This is a genomic window from Sphingomonas sp. Leaf231, assembly GCF_001421995.1.
Classification (GTDB): domain Bacteria; phylum Pseudomonadota; class Alphaproteobacteria; order Sphingomonadales; family Sphingomonadaceae; genus Sphingomonas.
Genome location: NZ_LMLS01000001.1, coordinates 1 through 18978 on the forward strand (window position 1 = coordinate 1; position 18978 = coordinate 18978).

At 64.1% G+C, this 18978-nt stretch carries 17 protein-coding genes, 1 tRNA gene and 2 pseudogenes; 9 read left to right on the forward strand and 11 right to left on the reverse strand.

Annotated elements, in window-relative coordinates:
- Positions 1-40: 40 nt before the first annotated feature.
- A pseudogene (locus ASE95_RS00005) lies at positions 41-1187 on the reverse strand (IS3 family transposase); the annotation flags it as partial.
- Positions 1188-1519: 332 nt separating this feature from the next.
- On the opposite strand from ASE95_RS00005, the pseudogene ASE95_RS00015 reads away from it, so the two are divergent.
- A pseudogene (locus tag ASE95_RS00015) lies at positions 1520-1789 on the forward strand (DDE-type integrase/transposase/recombinase); the annotation flags it as partial.
- Positions 1790-2098: 309 nt separating this feature from the next.
- Here the strand turns inward: ASE95_RS00015 and ASE95_RS00020 are convergent.
- The 4 genes from ASE95_RS00020 to cysS form a co-directional block, all read right to left on the reverse strand.
- Positions 2099-2173: transfer RNA gene (locus ASE95_RS00020), tRNA-Glu, on the reverse strand.
- 117 nt (positions 2174-2290) lie between these two features.
- A complete protein-coding gene (locus tag ASE95_RS00025; RefSeq protein ID WP_235528101.1) occupies positions 2291-3667 on the reverse strand; it encodes a class II 3-deoxy-7-phosphoheptulonate synthase in 1377 nt (458 codons plus the stop codon).
- A gap of 60 nt (positions 3668-3727) precedes the next feature.
- Complete coding sequence (locus tag ASE95_RS00030; protein ID WP_056629740.1) at positions 3728-4507, reverse strand: SDR family oxidoreductase; 780 nt, start codon at positions 4505-4507, stop codon at positions 3728-3730.
- A 5-nt stretch (positions 4508-4512) separates the two neighbouring features.
- Positions 4513-5952 (reverse strand): cysteine--tRNA ligase, encoded by a 1440-nt coding sequence (gene cysS, locus ASE95_RS00035; protein ID WP_056629742.1) that lies wholly within the window; start codon positions 5950-5952, stop codon positions 4513-4515.
- 117 nt (positions 5953-6069) lie between these two features.
- Between cysS and ASE95_RS00040 the strand changes: the two genes are divergently transcribed.
- The 4 genes from ASE95_RS00040 (at position 6070) to ASE95_RS00055 (ending at position 8362) form a co-directional block, all read left to right on the forward strand.
- Positions 6070-6897, forward strand: coding sequence for a carbon-nitrogen hydrolase family protein (locus ASE95_RS00040; RefSeq protein ID WP_056629745.1), 828 nt, complete (start codon positions 6070-6072; stop codon positions 6895-6897).
- Between the two features lie 100 nt (positions 6898-6997).
- Entirely contained in the window at positions 6998-7204 is a 207-nt protein-coding gene (rpsU, locus tag ASE95_RS00045; RefSeq protein ID WP_007404630.1) for a 30S ribosomal protein S21, read from the forward strand.
- 110 nt (positions 7205-7314) lie between these two features.
- Complete coding sequence (locus ASE95_RS00050; RefSeq protein ID WP_056629748.1) at positions 7315-7893, forward strand: FKBP-type peptidyl-prolyl cis-trans isomerase; 579 nt, start codon at positions 7315-7317, stop codon at positions 7891-7893.
- A gap of 181 nt (positions 7894-8074) precedes the next feature.
- The gene (locus ASE95_RS00055; RefSeq protein ID WP_056629750.1) at positions 8075-8362 is read left to right on the forward strand and encodes a hypothetical protein; all 288 of its coding nucleotides are present in this window, start codon (positions 8075-8077) and stop codon (positions 8360-8362) included.
- Here ASE95_RS00055 and ASE95_RS00060 read toward each other — a convergent pair.
- The 3 genes from ASE95_RS00060 to ASE95_RS00070 are packed head-to-tail and all read right to left on the reverse strand — an operon-like array spanning position 8327 to position 11863.
- Positions 8327-9565 carry a cell wall hydrolase gene (locus tag ASE95_RS00060; RefSeq protein WP_200918702.1) on the reverse strand — a complete coding sequence of 413 codons (1239 nt, stop codon included), beginning with the start codon at positions 9563-9565 and terminating at the stop codon, positions 8327-8329. The genes ASE95_RS00055 and ASE95_RS00060 overlap by 36 nt on opposite strands.
- A 22-nt stretch (positions 9566-9587) precedes the next feature.
- A complete protein-coding gene (gene cysK / locus ASE95_RS00065) occupies positions 9588-10508 on the reverse strand; it encodes a cysteine synthase A (protein ID WP_056629753.1) in 921 nt (306 codons plus the stop codon).
- Positions 10505-11863 (reverse strand): MFS transporter, encoded by a 1359-nt coding sequence (locus tag ASE95_RS00070; protein ID WP_056629755.1) that lies wholly within the window; start codon positions 11861-11863, stop codon positions 10505-10507. The genes cysK and ASE95_RS00070 overlap by 4 nt, the downstream gene beginning before the upstream one ends.
- 113 nt (positions 11864-11976) lie before the next feature.
- Between ASE95_RS00070 and pdhA the strand changes: the two genes are divergently transcribed.
- From pdhA to ASE95_RS00090, 4 genes are all read left to right on the forward strand, one after another.
- Positions 11977-13032 (forward strand): pyruvate dehydrogenase (acetyl-transferring) E1 component subunit alpha, encoded by a 1056-nt coding sequence (gene pdhA / locus ASE95_RS00075; RefSeq protein WP_056632769.1) that lies wholly within the window; start codon positions 11977-11979, stop codon positions 13030-13032.
- A 1-nt stretch (position 13033) separates the two neighbouring features.
- Complete coding sequence (locus ASE95_RS00080) at positions 13034-14464, forward strand: pyruvate dehydrogenase complex E1 component subunit beta (RefSeq protein WP_056629758.1); 1431 nt, start codon at positions 13034-13036, stop codon at positions 14462-14464.
- A 129-nt stretch (positions 14465-14593) separates the two neighbouring features.
- A complete protein-coding gene (locus ASE95_RS00085) occupies positions 14594-15253 on the forward strand; it encodes a squalene/phytoene synthase family protein (RefSeq protein ID WP_056629760.1) in 660 nt (219 codons plus the stop codon).
- 61 nt (positions 15254-15314) lie between these two features.
- On the forward strand, positions 15315-15779 hold the full coding sequence (locus tag ASE95_RS00090) for an EF-hand domain-containing protein (protein ID WP_056629763.1): 465 nt from the start codon (positions 15315-15317) through the stop codon (positions 15777-15779).
- A 106-nt stretch (positions 15780-15885) separates the two neighbouring features.
- Here ASE95_RS00090 and ASE95_RS00095 read toward each other — a convergent pair whose 3' ends face one another.
- From ASE95_RS00095 to metG, 3 genes are read right to left on the reverse strand one after another with little or no spacing between them, the layout of a single operon-like run.
- Complete coding sequence (locus tag ASE95_RS00095) at positions 15886-16650, reverse strand: MBL fold metallo-hydrolase (RefSeq protein WP_056629767.1); 765 nt, start codon at positions 16648-16650, stop codon at positions 15886-15888.
- On the reverse strand, positions 16647-17426 hold the full coding sequence (locus ASE95_RS00100; RefSeq protein ID WP_056629771.1) for a TatD family hydrolase: 780 nt from the start codon (positions 17424-17426) through the stop codon (positions 16647-16649). Before ASE95_RS00100 ends, ASE95_RS00095 begins: the two co-directional genes overlap by 4 nt.
- Positions 17426-18976, reverse strand: a complete 1551-nt coding sequence (gene metG / locus ASE95_RS00105) for a methionine--tRNA ligase (RefSeq protein WP_056629774.1) — start codon at positions 18974-18976, stop codon at positions 17426-17428. The genes ASE95_RS00100 and metG overlap by 1 nt, the downstream gene beginning before the upstream one ends.
- Positions 18977-18978 lie beyond the last annotated feature (2 nt).

Consider the following 18978-nt stretch of genomic DNA (forward strand, 5'->3'; position numbering starts at 1 on the left):
CCGAGTGCATGCGGTGCCGGTTGTAATAGCCTTCGATCTATCCGAACAGCGCCTGTCGGGCTTCCGCCTGGGTCGCCCAGCGGCATTGATGGACCAGTTCAACCTTCAGGGTGTGGAAGAAACTCTCCATCGGGGCATTGTCGTAGCAATTGCCGGTGCGGCTCATCGAGGGCACGGCGCGGATCGCCGACAGGTAATCGACATAGGCACCGGYGGCACATTGCGACCCGCGATCCGAGTGGCAGATGAGGCCGGGCGCTGGACGCTGCCGCTGAGCGGCCATCATCATGGCAGCGAGTGGCAACTCGGTTCGCATATGGTCAYGCATCCCCTCCACAGCCATCCCACGATGCTGCGCATCGTCGGAACCTTGGGCTGCTCCGCCCACCCGACGATCTTGCGGGTTGCCAGGTCGAGCACGGCCGCCAGATACAGCCAGCCTTCGCCGGTCGCTATGTAGGTGATATCGGCGAGCCAGATCGTATTCGGCGCGGTCGCCACGAAGTTCTGCGCCAGCAGGTTCGGGGCAATCGGCAGATAGTGACGGCTGTCGGTCGTGCAGGGCCGGAACCGGCGCCCGGCCAGCGCACGGATGCGRTGTCGACGCATCAGGCGCTCGACGCGGCCMCGGCGGCACTGCCGGCCCTCCGCCCGCAGGGCGGCATGCATCCGGGGAGACCCGTRGCGCCCCTGATGGCGCGCCTGGAGCCGACGCACGTCGCCGAGCAACGCCAGGTTCGCCATCGTTCGCGCGCTCGGTGCCCGGCCACGCCAGTCGTAATAGCCGCTCCGCGACACGCCGAGCATGCGGCACATGACGTTCACCGACCAGGTAGACGCATGCTGCTCGATAAAGGCGAACTTCACCGCGGCATCTCCGCAAAGATGCCGACGGCGTTTTTTAATATGTCGCGCTCCATCCGCGCCCGGTCCAGCTCGCGCCGCAGCCGTGCGATCTCCGACGCCTGATCCGCTGGCGACGCCAGCGCCAATACTGGCGGCTTCGCCGCCGGGCTTGCCGGCACAGCGCTGCCATCCCCCAACTKGCGCTGCCAACGACGCAACATCGTCGGCATGATCCCCAACTCGGCGGCCACCTCGGTCTGCATCCGACCGCTCGTCTCCCACAGCGCCACCGCTTCACGCTTGAACTCGTCCGTGAACCGACGCTTCGTCGTAATCGCCATTMTACACCTCCTGGCTCCGCAGAACCTAGGTCAGGATGTCGGAGGGCTTGAGATCCTNTGATCCCCAACTCGGCGGCCACCTCGGTCTGCATCCGACCGCTCGTCTCCCACAGCGCCACCGCTTCACGCTTGAACTCGTCCGTGAACCGACGCTTCGTCGTAATCGCCATTCTACACCTCCTGGCTCCGCAGAACCTATCATCGGTGTCCGTCAAACCGAGGGAAGATCACCCGCACGTACATCGTGCGTGACGCACACAGCCGCACATGAGACCTTCACGCACATCGGCTTGCTCGCGATCTCGACGTCCTCGTGGCTCCGGTCCAACTGATATCGCGCTGCGATGAACGAACTGGGCAACGCCAAGAAGCAGGAGGTCGGACGGTGGGCGAACAACCGGGTCGAGAACAGCCACCTGCCGTTTCGACGAAGAGAACGAGCAATGCAGCGGTTCAGGCAGATGAAGACGCGGCAAAAGTTCGCCTCCGTGCACGCCAACGTCCACGATCATTTCAGCCTGGAACGCCACCTCATCGATCGACAGACGTACCGGGAAAGACGCTCCGCCGCACTGGCGGAGTGGCAGGCGCTCGTCGGCTGAGTGCAGCCGTCGAAGGTCGGCCTGCATCGTGTAGAGAGCGGTTCGCATTAGACTGACAGCACCCATGCGGGTGATAGCGCTGCCGGGCTTCGTCGGGATCGCGGGTGTGCTTATACTCGCTCGCGCCACCGTCGAAGAACGGGCGGAGTGCGACCGGGATGATGCGGCGGAAGTGGAAAATGCCGGTGTGAGGATCTTTGAACGGAGCAGCCATACGGATCACCTTGTACGCATCCTTTGTACACAAGGATGGGTGCAGCGTCCGTGAAAACCTAAGAAACCGAGCTTTTCCGCCACTTGGGCAGATGCTGGTGACCCCTACGAGAATCGAACTCGTGTTTTCGCCGTGAGAGGGCGACGTCCTAACCGCTAGACGAAGGGGCCGTGCGCGGTGTGAGGCGCGCTGTTAGGAGGCGGTGGAAGAATCGTCAAGCGACTTTATCGCGCACGCCGCGCTTTCCCGACGCGCCCCCCGGTAACGGCGGCGCGCCGGGCTGCAGTTCACGCTGCCTTGCGCCGCTCCGCCATTTCCGTGTTGAGCATTTCCGCGAGCAGGAACGCCAGCTCCAGGCTCTGCCCCGCGTTCAACCGCGGGTCGCAATGCGTGTGGTAGCGATCCGCGAGACTTTGTTCGGTGACGTCGATCGCACCACCGGTGCACTCCGTCACGTTCTGTCCGGTCATTTCGGCATGGATGCCGCCGGCGTGCGTCCCTTCGGCACGATGTACCGCGAAGAACCCGCGCACCTCTGCCAGGATGCGGTCGAACGGGCGGGTCTTGTACCCGCTCGCCGCCTTTACCGTGTTGCCGTGCATCGGATCGCAACTCCACACCACGGGATGCCCGGCTCGTGTCACCGCACGTACCAACCGCGGCAAATGTGCTTCGATCCGGTCATAGCCATAGCGGGTGATGAGCGTCATCCGCCCGGGCACCCGATCCGGGTTGAGCGTGTCGAGCATCCGCAGCAGCGCATCCGGGTCGAGTGACGGCCCGCACTTCACGCCGATCGGGTTGCCGATCCCGCGGAGGAACTCGACGTGTGAAGACCCTTCGAAGCGCGTCCTGTCACCGATCCACAGGAAATGCGCCGAGGTGTCGTACCAGTCGCCGGTCAGCGAATCCTGCCGGGTCAGCGCCTGTTCGAAGGGCAGCAGCAGCGCCTCGTGACTGGTGTAGAAGGTCGTCTGCGACAGTTGCGGAACGGTGTCCGGACTGATCCCGCACGCCTCCATGAAATCGAGCGCCTCTCCGATCCGGTCGGCGGTCTCGGCGTATTTCTTCGCCCACGGGCTGCGGCCCATGAAGTCGTGCGTCCAGCGATGCACCTGATGCAGGTTCGCGTAGCCGCCTTGCGCGAACGCGCGCAGCAGGTTCAGTGTCGCCGCGGATTGCGCATAGGACCGGATCATCCGCTCGGGATCCGGGATGCGCGATTCAGCGGTGAACGCGATGTCGTTGACGTTGTCGCCGCGATAGCTGGGAAGCTCGACGCCGTCGATCGTCTCGGTGTTGGTCGAGCGCGGCTTGGCGAATTGCCCCGCCATCCGCCCGACCTTCACCACCGGCAGCTTCGACGCGAAGGTCAGCACCACAGCCATTTGCAGGATCACGCGGAACGTGTCGCGGATCGTGTTCGCATGGAATTCGGCAAAGCTTTCCGCGCAATCGCCGCCCTGAAGCAGGAATGCCTTGCCCTCCGCTACCTTCGCGAGATCGGCGGTCAGGTTGCGCGCCTCGCCGGCGAATACCAGCGGCGGAAAGGATGACAGCCGTCGCGTCGCGTGATCCAGTGCCACGGGGTCGGGATAGACGGGGAGCTGGCGCGCCTCTGCAGTCGTCCAGCTGTCCGGGGCCCAGTTGGGCATCGCATTCATCCTTCCAAAAACAGCCGCCGCCTTGAACCAATCGTGCGCACGTCGCAATCGACTTCCTCTTTAAAGGACGCCGGGATAGGCACCGCCGTCGATCAACAGGCTTTGTCCTGTGATGAAGCCGGACGACGCCGCGCACAGGAAAGCGCACGCCTCGCCGAATTCGCGCGGCTCGCCAAAGCGCTGTGCCGGGATACGCTCGCGCGCAGCGGCCTCCGCCGCTTTGATCGACATCCCCCTCGTCTGTGCGTTATAGGCGTGGACCCCCGCCAAACGTCGCGTGGCGAACAACCCCGGCAGCAAGAAGTTGATCGTGACGTTGGCATGCGCGACCTGCCGGGCAACGCCCGCAAGGAAGCCCGTCAACCCGATGCGTGCGCCGCTCGACAGGTCGAGGCCGCCGACCGGGGCCTTGACCGAGCCGGAGGTTATGCAAACGATCCGCCCGAAACGACGCTCGATCATCCCGTCGACCACCTTCTGGATCAGCCGGATCGGCGCGACCATGTTCGCATCTATCCCTGCGTGAATTGCGGCTCCGTCGAGGGTGCGGAAGTCACGCAGGGGCGGGCCACCGTTGTTTGCGACCAGAACGTCGATCACGCCGCCGGCAGCGTCGATCAACGCCTGCTGCACCTGCTCGTCCGCGATGTCGCCAGCGACCGTCCGTACGGTCGCGCCACTTGCGCGCAGCGACGCCGCAGCCTCAGCGAGGCCCGCTTCATCGCGACCATTGAGGATGACGGTACATCCCGCCGCAGCAAGCGCCGTCGCGCACGCGCGACCAAGCCCCTGGCTGGAGGCACAGACGATGGCGGTACGCCCACCAAGGCCAAGATCCATATCGCTCAATCCCTCGCTGTCGGCAGCTTCCAGTCCCACCCGAGCGGGTCGCCGTCCATCAACTCGACTCCCGCGTGCGCAAGTTCGTCGCGAATCGCGTCGGAGCGGGGGAAGTCCCGCGCCGCCCGCGCCTCGCGGCGATCGGCCAGCCGGGCTTCTATCGCGGCCTCTTCGATCGTGGCATCGCCGGGTCGCGTCCGCAGTGCCTTGCGCGTCAGAACCCCAAGGTTCAGTCCCAGTACCGCATCGAAGGCGGCCAACGTCGCCAGCCGGTCGGCCGGCGACAGTTTCTTGTCGGCAAGCAGGCCATCCAACACAGGCAGCGCGCGCGGGGTTGCGAGGTCGTCGCTCAGCGCGGCATCAAGCTGTTCGACATACGCGCCTGCGATCGAACCGTCTCCAGATCCGTCTCGCGCCCGCAAGCCTTCGATCGCGTGCACCCAGCGTTTCAGCCGCACCTGCGCTGCGGCCAGGTTCTCCCACGAAAATTCCAGTTCGCTGCGGTAATGCGCCTGGAGGCACATCAGGCGATAGGACAGCGGGTGAAAACCGCGCTCGATCAAACGCGCCAGCGCCAGGAAGTCACCGGAGGATTTGCTCATCTTTCCCGTGCGATCGACCAGAAAGTTGTTGTGCATCCACAAGCTGGCACCGGTATCGGCGCACTCGCAATGCGCCTGGTTCTGCGCGATCTCGTTCGGGTGATGGATCTCGCGATGGTCGATCCCTCCGGTGTGGATGTCGAATGCTGGCCCGAGATATTTCGTCGCCATCACCGAGCATTCCAGGTGCCATCCCGGCGCGCCGCGCCCCCACGGCGAGTCCCATTCCATCTGGCGGGTTTCTCCCGGCGGTGTCGTTCGCCAGATCGCGAAGTCCTGCGGGTGGCGCTTGCCCGCCACCGTTTCGATCCGGCCGTGCGCGGCATCGTCGACAGCGCCGGCCAGCCGCCCGTAATCAGGCACGGTCGTCGTGTCGAAATAGAGGCCGTCGTCCAGCAGGTAGCAATGCCGCGGCGCGATCTTCTCACCCCAGGCGATCATCTCCGCGACATGATCGGTAGCCTTCGGCATGTGCGTTGGCATGCGGATGTTCAGGTCGATTAGATTTTGTTTAAATGCATCGGTATAATGCTTTGCAATTGCCCAGATGTCGCGCCCTGACCTACGTGCCGCCGCCTCCATCTTGTCATCCCCGGCATCGGCATCCGAGGTCAGGTGGCCGACGTCGGTGATGTTGATGACGTGCGTCAGCGGCCATCCTCTGGACGTGATCGTGCGGGTCAGCGTGTCTGTGAAGACATAGGCGCGCAGATTCCCGACATGGGCATAATGGTAGACGGTCGGTCCACAGGAATAGACGCGCACGTTGCCGGGATCGCGCGGCGCGAACACCTCGAACTCGCGGGTGAGGCTGTTATAGAAGGTGAGGGGCATGCCGGTCATGGCGCGTTCTTAATCGGCGAAGCGCGGGACGCCAACCGTTCGCGCGAATGTCGATGCTGCAACGGTTGCGCCACTGATGCGCTTGCTGTTCCGCTACATGTACCAAAGGAGTGATGCGTGACGAAGATTGCCGTCGTCCAGACCACGACCGGGATCGACCCGCAGGCGAATGCGACAGACCTGGTCGCCGCGATCGAGGAGGCGGGGCGGAGCGGCGCCACAATGGTGTTCACGCCTGAAATGTCCGGCCTGCTCGACCGGGATCGGGCGCGCGCCGCGGCGATCGTGGCGAAGGAGGGCGACGACGGGGTTCTGGTTGCGGTTCGAGAGGCGGCGATGCGGGTCGGTGTCTGGGTCCAGTTGGGATCGCTGGCGCTGCGCCGTCCCGACGGCCGATTGACCAACCGGAGTTTCGTAATCGACGCAGCCGGCAACATCCGCGCACGCTACGACAAGATGCATCTGTTCGACGTCGACCTGCCCAACGGCGAAAGTTGGCGCGAGTCGGCATCTTACGTGGCGGGCGAGCGACCGGTGGTGGTCGGCAGTCCGCTTGGGCCACTTGGACTGTCGATTTGTTACGACATGCGCTTTCCCGATCTCTACCGTGCGTTGACCGACGCAGGCGCGCAGGTCCTGTCGGTTCCCGCCAGCTTCACGCGCCCGACCGGCGCGGCGCACTGGCACGTGCTGCTTCGTGCCCGCGCGATCGAGGCAGGAGTACATCTGGTGGCCGCCGCACAGACCGGCATCCACGAGGACGGGCGCGCCACCTACGGGCATTCGCTGGTCGTCGATCCATGGGGAGATGTGTTGCTCGACATGGGCGACGCTTCCGGGATCGGTTATGCGGAGATCGACGATGAGCGGCGCCGCGACGTTCGCGCGCGGGTGCCCGCGCTCCAGCATCGACGGGTCGTGAGCGCGCCGATCGTCATCGCGTGAGTGCTTGCGGCACAAGGTGGTTGCTGCTAGGGCCGGTGCGTTCGGCGCGAGCCTTCGCTCGCCGCCGCATTAGCTGTTTGATCCGGAGTTGAAGGTTCCAATGCAGATCATCGTTCGCGACAACAATGTTGACCAGGCTCTCCGTGCGCTCAAGAAGAAGCTGCAGCGGGAGGGGGTGTATCGCGAGATGAAGCTGCGCCGCCACTACGAAAAGCCGTCGGAAAAGCGTGCACGTGAGCGTGCTGCTGCCGTGCGTCGCGCTCGCAAGCTGGAGCGCAAGCGCGCTGAGCGTGACGGCGCACGGTAGACGTTGTCGGATCGCGGCGCGCCTGTCGGGGCTGCCGCGATGACTCGTTACCGTAAGATGCTCTGACACGCGGCCGTTCTGTGGTTCGCGCAAGCAAGGTTGCCTCGCCCATGACGACTGTCACCGCCGTTCCGATCCCGCCCGTCAAGCGCGCCTACGTGCTGTGGCTGGTCGCCGGATTGCTGATCGCGCTGGTGGCAGGCGTGGCGCTCGCCCGGGCCGGGGACACGGGGATCATAACCACTCCCTCGGGACTCCGCTATCAGGTTCTGAAAGCGGGCGAAATCAAGGGAGCCCGTCCGACGGATGCGGACGTCACACTCGTGAATTACGAGGGACGGCTGGTCGATGGGACCGTGTTCGACAAGTCCCAGCAACCGACGCCTTTGCCCGTCGGCGGCGTCGTGCCAGGTTTCTCCGAAGGGCTGAAGCTGATGCACAAAGGTGCCAAGTATCGCTTCTGGATCAAGCCGGAGCTTGGCTATGGCGATCGTTCCACCGGGCCGATCCCGCCGAATTCCACCTTGGTGTTCGACGTCGAGTTGCAGGATTTTATTCCGGAGGCGACCCTGCGTCAGCTACAGATGCAACAAAGCATGATGGGCGGTATGCCCGGGGCTGGTGGCCCAAGCGGCATGCCGGGCGGGACGGGGATGCCTGCTGGCCCCGGTGGCCCCGGCGGCCGCTGAACACCTCACGTTCTGGTTAGAAAAGGGCGGCCTGCGGGTCGCCCTTTTTTCGTTGCGTCACGATCGGACCGCACGGATGGGATCGACTGGTCAAGGCTCGCGGTCTCGTCACTCGATGTTGAACACGAGCACCGCACGATTAGGCACTGCACGAGCCGCATGCCGTCTGGAACAGTCCGCCATGGCGCGGATCGACATCAGCCGCATCTGCCGCAGGTGCCGTCATCGCGAGCCTCGCAAGGCGATCCAGGGCGTCGCGCGGAACGATGGATCGCTTCGCTACGCTCGTGATGAGGGGTGGATGGAGCATATCCTCCCGATCATGCATGCGAGCGTGGTCCGCCCGAGCAGATGGACCATCTTCGATGGCGAGCAGCTCGACACCCGTGAAACGCTGAAGGTCGATCATACCGGACGATTGGCAATCACGCCATCAGACAGCCGGCGGTGCGCCGAGCGGCGGACGTGATGATCCTGATCCCTCACGTCGCCGTACACCGTCCAGTGCCTCCTGGCCGGTCGGGGCGGGCGATACACTCGGCGCGCTGATCGGCACGACCTGTCGTTTCATGCAAAGGCCCGGGCCGGTGTGCGGGAACTCGCGGCAATTCCACAACTCGCGCTCGAGACCCGCGTCCTTGTCACGCAGATAGCTGAACGACATGGCCGCCATCTGCTGGGGCGTCATGGCGCTGCCGGCGGGCAGCGAAGCGCGATCGGTCCAGCCGAGGAACTTGCACTTGGCCCGCGTGCCGCAGGCCGCCTTCGCGATGTCGGGATAACGTTCCGGTGCATCGCTCTTCACGATCGCCATGAAGCTGTCCGGGTCTCCCGGCACCGCTGCCGTGGTGACCGAAGCAGCGTCGAGTAGCGGAGTGGCGGCCGTGATCGCCGTCGCCGCCTCCGATAGAGCGGTTCCCAATCCGTGTGCCGTCGAAATGGTGGCCAGCCCTACGATCACCGGCTCGTCGCTCGACACCACGCGACGGAACGCGGCCGGCGTGCCCCACCATCCCGTCCAACGGAAGAACAAGTGCGTATGCACCTCCGCAAGCTTGTCGAGGCTCGCACTCCAATAGGGTACGACCCAGTCGGTATGGTAATGCGTCGCATAGCCGACCTTGCCGAACACCGCCCCGTCGAGCGCCGCCGCCGCGACCTTGCGGGCACGATCCCAGGCCGGCTCGGACGGATGGCGGCCTAACGCACCGTCACAGGTGAAGGTGAACTGGCACCCCGTGCTGCGCTCGTGACCCTGGAAGACGACGCCACAGACGGTCTTCGGAAATGCGGGATGGCGTAACCGGTTAAGCACCACCTGTACGACCCCCCGTTGTCCGACCGGATCGTCGCCTGCCTCGTACCACGCTGCGGCGGCGAGACAGTCGGTCGCGCGGGCGCGCTGCGCATCGTCGCCGACGAAGCGGAACGCCTGCGCTGCGGGACGGGGGCCGCGTACGAACGGAATGCCGGCGTTGTAGAGGCGCGCGTCCTGCGGTGTCAGCGCCTGCATCTCGACGGGATCGACCGCCGGCAATTCCGTCGCGGCCACGACCCGTTGCGGGCGCGTCACCTTGGCCGTGATCGCAAGCGGTACCGCGTGCGTGCGGCTGACCACGACCGCGGGGACGGCGATCGCCAGCGCCGCGACCCCGCCAAGGATCGCGCGCATCGTCCAGCTTGGTTCGGGCAGGTCAGCTCTCCGGCAAGAAGTCCGGTACCGACAGGTACCGTTCGCCAGTGTCGTAGTTGAAACCGAGCACGCGGACGTCATCGGGCAGGTCGGGCAACTTCTGGAGAATAGCCGCCAGGGTCGCACCCGACGAGATGCCCACGAGCAAACCCTCCTCGCTGGCGGATCGACGTGCCATGTCCTTGGCGACCGCCGCATCGACCTCGATCACGCCGTCCAGCGCGCGAGTGTGCAGATTGGCGGGGATGAAGCCTGCACCGATTCCCTGGATCGGATGAGGTCCGGCCTGCCCGCCGGAAATCACGGGCGACGCCTTGGGCTCGACCGCGAACACCTTCAGCTGCGGCCATTCCTTCTTCAACACCTCCGCCACACCGGTGATGTGTCCGCCGGTGCCGACCCCGGTGATAATCACGTCGATCGGCGAGTCGCGGAAGTCTTCGAGGATTTCGCGAGCGGTTGTCCGTACATGCACGTCGATGTTCGCAGGGTTCTCGAACTGTTGCGGCATCCATGCGCCCGGCGTCCGCTCGATCAGTTCCATCGCGCGCTCGATCGCGCCCTTCATGCCTTTCTCGCGTGGTGTCAGGTCGAACTCCGCGCCATAGGCCAGCATCAGCCGGCGGCGCTCCACGCTCATGCTTTCAGGCATGACCAGCACCAGCTTGTAACCCTTGACCGCGGCGACCATCGCCAGCCCGATCCCGGTATTGCCGCTCGTCGGCTCGACGATCGTCCCGCCGGGCTGCAAGGCGCCGGACGCTTCGGCGGCCTCGACCATCGCCAAGGCGATACGATCCTTGATCGACCCGCCCGGATTGGCGCGCTCGGACTTGATCCACACTTCGGAGCCGGGGAACAGCTTCTGCATGCGAATGTGGGGCGTGTTGCCGATCGTCTCCAGGACGCTGTGGGCCTTCATGGCTGCGCTACTCCGTGCTGTGGTGCGGTATCGATCATGTCGGGCGGATCAAAGGTTCTGGCGCGGCGGAGTTCCGGAAACAGCCGCGACCAGAGCAACGTGATCGCGATCGCGCCGGCTCCGCCGAACACGACCGCACCCACTGGCCCCAACAACCAGGCGAGCACGCCGCTTTCCGCCTCGCCGAGTTCGTTCGAGGCCGAAATGGTGAGTTGCGACACCGCGCTGACGCGCCCGCGCATCGCGTCCGGCGTATGAAGCTGGATCAGCGAGGTGCGGACGTACACCGACACCATGTCGGCACCGCCCGCCACGATCAATGCCACGAGGCTGACGACGAAATCGACCCGGATGACCCCTTCATCGGTCACGATACTGGTGATGCCGAGCAGGTCGGTCAGTTGCGTCGCGACGCCGAACGTCAAGATAGCCAGCCCGAACACGATCACGGCGGTCAGCATCTTCACGCCGACATTCGACTTCATCGGCCGAAAGGAAAACCAGATAGCGGTCGTGCCGGCGCCGATCCCCATGCCAGCCGCCAGAAAGCCCAGCCCGCTCGCACCGACGTGCAGGATATCACGAGCGAAAATCGGCAACAGCGCGGTCGCGCCCGCCAGCAACACGGCGAACAGATCAAGCGTGATCGCGGCCAGAACCAGACGATTGCGCCCGACGTAGGCGAAGCCGTCCAGAATACGGCGCAGCGGGTGGCGGTCCTTCTGGGCGGGCGGCTGCGGCACCTTGCCGATCAGGAACATCGTTCCCAGCGCGAAGGCCAGCAACGCGGACACGACGCCATATGCGACATCCGGGTGGATCGCGTACAGCAACCCGCCGACACTTGGCCCGGCGACCGTTCCGAACTGCCAGGCAATCGAGGAAATCGCGATGGCGGTCGGCAAACTTTCTCTGGGCACCAGATTGGGCGCGAGCGCCGAGTACGCCGGTCCGGAAAACGCGCGCGCGATCCCGATCAACACCGCGGCACCGAACAGGAACGGCAATGAAAGATTACCAGACCACGTCAGCCACCCCAATGTGGCGGCGTTGACGACCAGCAGAGCGGTGGTTGCGCGCACGATCCAGCGGCGATCGACGCTGTCCGCCACCAGGCCCACGATCGGCGTTAGCAGAAACAGGGGTATGAACTGCACCAGGCCGATCATGCCCAGCATGAACGCAGCCTCTTGTATGCCCATGGATTCTCTGGCGATTCCATAGACCTGCCAGCCAATGATGATCGCCTGTGCGCTGACGGCGATCGTGCCGGCAAAGCGCGACAGCCAATAGGCCCGAAAATTGGCGATCCTGAGTGGATGCAAGGGCGTTGGCTGGTCGATCGATGCGCTCATCGAGGCCGGCGTAGCCGTGGCCCCAAGGCCTTGCAAGTCGGTGGGGTTTGCAGTCTGCACCGTGCCGTGGCTATAGGCCGCAACGTCTTCCAAGAAACGAGGTAGTGTCCATCGTGGCAAAAGCCCCAGCACGCAGCGAAGCACCGGCTGCCGAACCGCAGAAATCGAATCGCGAGCGGCCCGCCGATCCGCGCCCCTATGAGGCGACGAGGGAGGAGCTGCTCAAATTCTACGAGGACATGCTGCTGATCCGCCGCTTCGAGGAGAAGGCCGGACAGCTGTACGGCCTCGGCCTGATCGGCGGCTTCTGCCATCTCTACATCGGCCAGGAAGCGGTCGCGGTCGGCCTCCAGTCGGCGCTCACCGACAAGGACTCGGTCATCACCGGTTACCGCGACCACGGCCATATGCTGTTGTGCGGGATCCCGCCCAAGGACGTCATGGCCGAGTTGACCGGGCGTCAGGCCGGCATCTCCAAGGGCAAGGGCGGCTCGATGCACATGTTCAGCGTCGAGCATAAATTCTATGGCGGCCACGGGATCGTCGGGGCGCAGGTGTCGCTCGGCGCCGGACTGGCGTTCAGCCACAAATATGCCAACGATGGTGGTGTGTGCCTCGCGTATTTCGGCGATGGCGCAGCGAACCAGGGCCAGGTGTATGAAAGCTTCAACATGGCAGAGCTATGGAAGCTTCCGATCATTTTCGTTATCGAAAACAACCAATACGCCATGGGCACCAGCGTAAACCGCGCCTCGTCCGAGGATCAGCTGTACCGCCGCGGCGAAAGCTTTCGCATCCCCGGCCTGCAGATCGACGGCATGGACGTGCTGGCGGCGCGCGGCGCTGCCGAGGAAGCGCTGGCATGGGTTCGCGCCGGCAAGGGGCCGATCATCCTTGAGATGAAGACCTATCGCTATCGCGGCCACTCGATGTCGGATCCCGCCAAATACCGGTCGCGCGACGAAGTTCAGGCGGTCCGGGACAAATCCGATCCGATCGAACACGTCAAGAAGCTGCTGACCGAGGCGCATGGCACCAAGGAAGAGGACTTCAAGGCGATCGAACAGCGTATCCGCAAGCAGGTCGCCGAGTCCGCCGATTTCGCGGAAAGCACGCCGGAGCCGGAGCCGGCCGAACTGTATACCGACGTTCTGGTGGAGAAGTACTGAGATGGCGATCGACATCAAGATGCCGGCGCTGTCGCCCACCATGGAGGAGGGTACGCTCGCCAAGTGGCTGGTCAAGGAAGGCGACACGGTGAAATCCGGCGACATCATGGCCGAGATCGAGACCGACAAGGCGACGATGGAGTTCGAGGCGGTCGACGAAGGAACCGTTGCGAAGATCCTGATCGCGGAGGGCACCGACGGCGTGAAAGTCGGCACGGTCATCATGCAATTGACCGGTGACGATGAAGCCGCTGGCGAGGATGCCGGACCGGCGACCAAGGACGATTCGGCGAAGCCTGACGCCGCGGCCGACGTCAAGAAACCCGACCAGGTCGAGGATTCTGCGCACCCGGCGCAGGAGAAGGTCGACACGGGCGCGCGTCAGTTGTTCGATGCCGCCAGCCACAAGGCCGAAGTCCGCGATCCCGCGATCCCCGCCGGCACCGAAATGGTGAAGACCACCGTCCGTGAAGCGCTTCGTGACGCCATGGCGGAAGAAATGCGCGCCGATGAGCGCGTGTTCGTGATGGGTGAGGAAGTCGCGCAATATCAGGGCGCGTACAAGGTGACGCAGGGCTTGCTCGACGAGTTCGGCGAGAAGCGCGTCATTGATACCCCGATCACGGAATATGGTTTTGCCGGCGTGGGCACGGGCGCGGCGATGGGCGGATTGAAGCCGATCGTGGAGTTCATGACCTTCAACTTCGCGATGCAGGCGATCGATCACATCATCAACTCGGCCGCGAAGACCAACTACATGTCGGGTGGCCAGATGCGCTGTCCGATCGTATTCCGCGGGCCGAACGGTGCAGCCAGTCGCGTCGGCGCGCAGCATTCGCAGAATTATGGTCCGTGGTACGCCTCGGTCCCCGGTCTGATCGTGATCGCGCCTTATGACGCGGCGGACGCCAAGGGCTTGCTGAAGGCGGCGATTCGCTCCGCCGATCCGGTAGTTTTCCTCGAAAACGAACTGCTTTACGGCCGGTCGTTCGAGGTGCCCAAGCTTGATGACTGGGTCTTGCCGATCGGCAAGGCGCGGATCATGCGTGAGGGCAGGGACGTGACGATCGTCAGTTACTCGATCGGGGTGGGGCTGGCGCTGGAGGCCGCGGAAACGCTGGCTGGTGAAGGCATCGAGGCCGAGGTCGTTGATCTGCGAACATTGCGGCCGCTCGACAAGGCGACCGTCCTCAAGTCGTTGGCCAAGACGAACCGCATGGTCGTGGTCGAGGAAGGTTGGCCGACTTGCTCGATCGCTGCGGAAATCGCTGCAATCGCGATGGAAGAGGGCTTCGACGACCTCGACGCGCCGGTGCTGCGCGTCACCAACGAGGACGTGCCGCTTCCGTATGCGGCTAACCTTGAGAAGCTCGCGCTGATCTCGACGGACAAGATCGTCGCGACGGTCAAGAAGGTCTGTTACCGCGGCTAAACCAAGCGCCCCCTGTCCGCCGAAAGACGGGCAGGGGGCCGACCGCCTGCGAAGTATCTTGTTCTATCTGGCGTCTGGCCTGCTGCCGATCCTGTGCGTCGGAGAGGGAGGCATCGCCGTTGTGTGCCTATGGCTGACCCGTTACCCTCCGACCCAGAGCGTGCATTAGCGCTGACGTACGCTCCGCCCGGCTCACGCCGCGCGTTCGCGGCCCTACTGGCGCTCGACGATCGTCTGGGGACCATTGTGCGCACGACGCGCGAGCCGTTGGTCGGCCAGATGCGATTTACCTGGTGGCACGCGGCGCTTGCCTCGCTGGAAAGCGGTCCTATCCCCGCCGAGCCGCTGCTCCAGGAACTCGCCGGCGAGGCGGTCACACATGCTCCCGGAGCGGCGCTCGCGACGATGGTCGAGGGTTGGGAGGCGTTGCTCGAACCGGATCTCGACGAAGTGAGCCTGAACGTGCATGCCGAGCGCCGCGGGGAGGGCTTGTTCGCTGCTCTTGGAGCAGTCTGCGGTGCCGCGCCGCTCGTTCCGCGCGCTGCCGGCCGGGGTTGGGCGCTTGCCGACTTGTCGCGGCACCTGCGCGATCCGCTTTTGCAGCAACGCGCCAGAGTAATGGCTTGTGACGCACTCTCCGAAACGACGGCGACGCATTGGCCTCCGGCCTTGCGCGCCGTAGGCGCGTTGACGCAGACCGCGCGTATGGACCTTGTTCCGTCGCCGCGCCCGCACGGCCATCCCGCACGTACGGCGCGACTTCTCTGGTTGCGGCTGAGCGGCCGCTGATCGTCGCCTTGCATGCCCCACATCCCGCGCTACCGTAGCGTCGTAACAGGGGGGTGTTGAAATGTGGCGGTACCTAATCGGCGGTGTGGCGGCGTTGCTGGCGGTCGCTGCGGGATGGCTGCTCGTAGGCAGCGCTGCACATACGGAGCCGGCATTGCCCGGAGCGCGCCATACCCTTGCCGAGAACCTTGCACCCGCCATCGGGTCAACTCCCGCGCTCCCGCAGGCACCAGCACGCGATCGTGAGCAGAAGCGTTTCGACCGATATGACAAGGATCGTGATGGCCGGGTGACACGGGAGGAGTATCTCGCGTCGCGGCGCAAGGCCTTCGCCAAGCTCGATACCGACGGCGACGGACGACTGGGCTTCGATGAATGGTCGATCAAGACCACGAGGCGGTTTGGCGTGGCAGATCGCGACCGCTCGAACTCCATGGATGCAAATGAATTCGCAGCCACGGCGCCGAAACGGAAGGCGCCTCGTCCTGCTTGTCGTTGTGCTGCGGCATCACCCGTTGAAGAGTGAGATCGCATGACGTGGGTCGCGTGCTGCCCGTGAGGACCTATATCTGGAAGGCTGAAGCAGCATTCCGATAAGCATCATTATGTAAACAGGCGAGCTGTAGTTTTCATTAAAGCTGGAATTCCAGTCCGTCGTATCCGGGTTTGATCCCCGCCGGCAGACTGCCGCAAAGTTCTTCATAGTCCATGGACTGGTCCATGTGGACCAGCGCCGTTCTCGCCGGCTTCAATTGCGCATGCCAACCGATCACCGTCGCGAGATCGGGATGTGTCGGATGTGGACGTCGACGCAGCGCATCGACGATCCAGACATCCAGTCCCTCGTACAGCCGGTGCATGTCGTCGGTCATTTCATGCAGGTCGGTCGCATACCCGATCGCGCGACCGTCTGCCTCGAAGCGCAGGCCCGCAGAAGTGATCCCGCCATGTGGCTGATCGACGACCTGCACTTCGATGGCTCCGATCCGCAATCTATCCGGCAGGTCGGAAAGTCGGACCGTCGGCGGATAGCCGCCATTCCCCTGAAAAACATAGTTGAATTGTTGGCGCAAGGCGGCCGCCGTCCGTGGTCGCGCGTAACCCGGTACCGGATGACCGAGCGCATGGTAGACCTGACGCAGATCATCGATTCCGAAGACATGATCGGCATGCTCGTGAGTCCACAACACCGCGTCGAACGTGCCAACCTGGGCGTCGAGCAGCTGCTGCCGCATGTCGGGGCTAGTGTCGATCAGGATGCGCGTACCCTGATGCTCTACCATGATCGACGACCGCATGCGCCGGTTTCTGGGCTCGGCAGGATCGCAATCCCCCCAGTCGTTGCCGATGCGCGGCACGCCTGATGAGGTGCCCGAACCGAGAATACGAACCTTCACGCGGCGCGTGTCTTCGCGAACAGAGTGTGGAAGTTAGTGGCTGTATACTCCTGTAAATTCAAAACATCCTCGCCGCGGAGCTTGGCAAGGAATGCAGCAGTATCGGCAACGAACGCGGGCTCGCCTTGTTTGCCGCGATGCGGAACCGGCGCAAGAAAAGGCGCGTCTGTTTCGATCAGCAATCGCTCTTTTGGCAGCCGGGATGCGGTCGCCTGAAGGTCCACGGCATTGCGGAACGTGACGATCCCGGAAATGGAGATGAACAATCCCAGTGCCAGCGCCTTGTCCGCGAAGGCATCGCTCGCGGTGAAACAGTGGATGACGCCGCTATAGGTCCCCTGCTCCATTTCCTCCCGCATGATCGCCGCGGTATCATCCTCGGCATCGCGGGTGTGGACAACGATCGGGACGCCGGCACTACGTGCCGCGGCGATATGGGCGCGAAAGCTCGCCCTTTGGCGCTCGCGATCGGAGTGATCGTAGTGATAGTCGAGTCCGCTTTCACCGATGCCCACGACGCGGGGATGACGCGCGCGCTCCACGAGTTTGGCGGTGTCCACGTGTGGATGGTCGTCCGCCTCGTGCGGGTGAATGCCGACCGTTGCCCAGACGTCGGGTTCGCGCTCGGCGGTTTCCAGCACCGCATCCCACTCACTCTCACGCGTCGCGATATTGAGCATGGCCGACACGCCGCGCGACCGTGCGCGTTCCAGCACGACCTGTTGTTGTTCGAACACCCCCTTGTAATTGAGGTGGCAATGACTGTCGGCGAGCATCAGGCGGGCTCCGCCTCGGCAGGCATTTCCAATCGCGGAAACGCCGGCGCGGGCGCAGCCAGCGTGAATCCCGCCTCGACCTGGCGCTGATACCAGCCATCGTCGTCGATCGCGGCATGGTCGCGGTCCGTAACGCCGAGCAGATCGAGCACCCTGCCCGCGCCATTGGGCACGACCGGAAGGATCGTGATCGCCAGCATCCTTATCGCCCGCACCAACGTTCCCAGCACGGCGTGCATGCGTTCGGGATCGGCCTTGCGCAGTGCCCAAGGAGCCTGAGCATCAATATATTGATTGCAGGCGAAAACCCCGCGCATCCACGCCTCGATGCCCTGGCTCAGCAGCAGGTCGCCGAAGGCCGCCTTGAAGCCGGCGCAGGCGACGATGACCTCTTCGATCAACTGCCCGTCGGACGCATCTGCGCGGCCGGTTCCGGGAAGAGCGCCGCCTAGGTTCTTGGCAATGAACGATAAGGTCCGCTGCGCCAAATTGCCGAACGAGTTTGCGAGCTCGGCGTTGACCCGGGTCACGATCGCCTCGGCTGCATAGCTGCCGTCCTGTCCGAAACTCACTTCGCGCAGCAGGAAGTAGCGCAGCCCGTCCACCCCGAAAACGCGTGCAAGATCAAGCGGATCGACGACATTTCCGACACTCTTCGACATCTTCTCCCCGCGATGGAGAAGGAAGCCGTGACCGAAAATCGTTCGGGGCAAGGCGATGCCGGCAGACATCAGGAACGCGGGCCAGTAGACTGCGTGGAAGCGAACGATATCCTTGCCGATCAGATGCAGGTCGGCTGGCCAGTGCGGCATCGCGGCATCCGGATAGCCCGCACCGGTCAGGTAGTTGGTGAGCGCATCTACCCAGACATACATGACGTGTCCCGGGCTTCCCGGCACCGCGACTCCCCAGTCGAAGCTGGTGCGCGACACGGATAAGTCAGACAAGCCCCCCTCGACGAAGCGCAGGATCTCGTTACGGCGCGTCTCGGGCCGGATGAAATCAGGGTTTGCGGCAAAGTGGGCGAGCAGCGGCTGCTGGTAACGGGATAGCCGAAAAAACCACGTTTCTTCGGCGGTCCAGGTAACGGGTGTACCCTGCGGCGACAGCTTCGCGCCGCTCTCCCCTTCGACCAGTTCCTTTTCGTCGTAGAATGCCTCGTCCCGAACGGAATACCAGCCCTCGTAACGGTCGAGGTACAAGTCGCCCGCGTCCGCCATCGCCTGCCAGATTGCCTGGCTGGCGCGGTGGTGGTCGGCATCGGTGGTGCGGATGAAACGATCATAGCTGATGTTCAGTGCGTCACACATCGCACGAAAATGGCCGGACATTTCGTCGGCGAGATCGCGCACTTCCACGCCCTTTTCGCGCGCGGTCTGCACCATCTTCAGCCCATGTTCGTCGGTGCCGGTCTGGAAACGCACGTCGCGCCCCGCCTGTCGCTGGAAGCGCGCGATCGCGTCTGCGGCGATCGCCTCATAAGCGTGCCCGATATGCGGGTGGCCGTTGGGGTAGCTGATTGCGGTGGTGATGTAGAAGGGTTCGCCCATGG

Coding starts and splice junctions, on each gene's coding strand:
- rpsU (WP_007404630.1), top strand. CDS start 6,998: ATGCAGATCATCGTTCGCGACAACAATGTTGACCAGGCTCTCCGTGCG.
- ASE95_RS00085 (WP_056629760.1), top strand. CDS start 14,594: ATGGCTGACCCGTTACCCTCCGACCCAGAGCGTGCATTAGCGCTGACG.
- ASE95_RS00080 (WP_056629758.1), top strand. CDS start 13,034: ATGGCGATCGACATCAAGATGCCGGCGCTGTCGCCCACCATGGAGGAG.
- cysS (WP_056629742.1), bottom strand. CDS start 5,952: ATGACCGGCATGCCCCTCACCTTCTATAACAGCCTCACCCGCGAGTTC.
- ASE95_RS00050 (WP_056629748.1), top strand. CDS start 7,315: ATGACGACTGTCACCGCCGTTCCGATCCCGCCCGTCAAGCGCGCCTAC.
- ASE95_RS00030 (WP_056629740.1), bottom strand. CDS start 4,507: ATGGATCTTGGCCTTGGTGGGCGTACCGCCATCGTCTGTGCCTCCAGC.
- ASE95_RS00090 (WP_056629763.1), top strand. CDS start 15,315: ATGTGGCGGTACCTAATCGGCGGTGTGGCGGCGTTGCTGGCGGTCGCT.
- ASE95_RS00025 (WP_235528101.1), bottom strand. CDS start 3,667: ATGAATGCGATGCCCAACTGGGCCCCGGACAGCTGGACGACTGCAGAG.
- metG (WP_056629774.1), bottom strand. CDS start 18,976: ATGGGCGAACCCTTCTACATCACCACCGCAATCAGCTACCCCAACGGC.
- ASE95_RS00060 (WP_200918702.1), bottom strand. CDS start 9,565: ATGCGCGCGATCCTTGGCGGGGTCGCGGCGCTGGCGATCGCCGTCCCC.
- ASE95_RS00055 (WP_056629750.1), top strand. CDS start 8,075: ATGGCGCGGATCGACATCAGCCGCATCTGCCGCAGGTGCCGTCATCGC.
- ASE95_RS00070 (WP_056629755.1), bottom strand. CDS start 11,863: ATGAGCGCATCGATCGACCAGCCAACGCCCTTGCATCCACTCAGGATC.
- ASE95_RS00100 (WP_056629771.1), bottom strand. CDS start 17,426: ATGCTCGCCGACAGTCATTGCCACCTCAATTACAAGGGGGTGTTCGAA.
- cysK (WP_056629753.1), bottom strand. CDS start 10,508: ATGAAGGCCCACAGCGTCCTGGAGACGATCGGCAACACGCCCCACATT.